This is a genomic window from Cobetia sp. SIMBA_158 (genome assembly GCF_046566945.1).
GTDB classification, from domain to species: domain Bacteria; phylum Pseudomonadota; class Gammaproteobacteria; order Pseudomonadales; family Halomonadaceae; genus Cobetia; species Cobetia amphilecti.
Window position 1 is genome coordinate 1 of record NZ_JAWJYL010001181.1, and the last position, 232, is coordinate 232.

At 33.6% G+C, this 232-nt stretch carries 1 protein-coding gene; it reads left to right on the top strand.

Annotated elements, in window-relative coordinates; all coding sequences use genetic code 11:
- A partial coding sequence (locus tag R2R70_RS23475; RefSeq protein ID WP_410979417.1) for a DNA polymerase occupies positions 1-232 on the top strand: 232 nt, incomplete at both ends.

The window sequence follows — 232 nt, forward strand, 5'->3', positions numbered from 1 at the left end:
ATCAAATTACACGCTTAGAAAAGGTACTGACAATCGTTTTTGGTGGGATTAATATTAATAGTCCTTCACAATTAGCAACAGCTTTATATGATACTTTGAAGCTTCCTGACATATCAAAAAAGCGTAGTACTGACAAGAAGGTACTGAAGAAGCTTTCTAGTCAAAGTAAGCCACTTCAATTATTAATGAAGTACTGTGACTTAAATAAGCTTTACAGTACCTATATCCATCC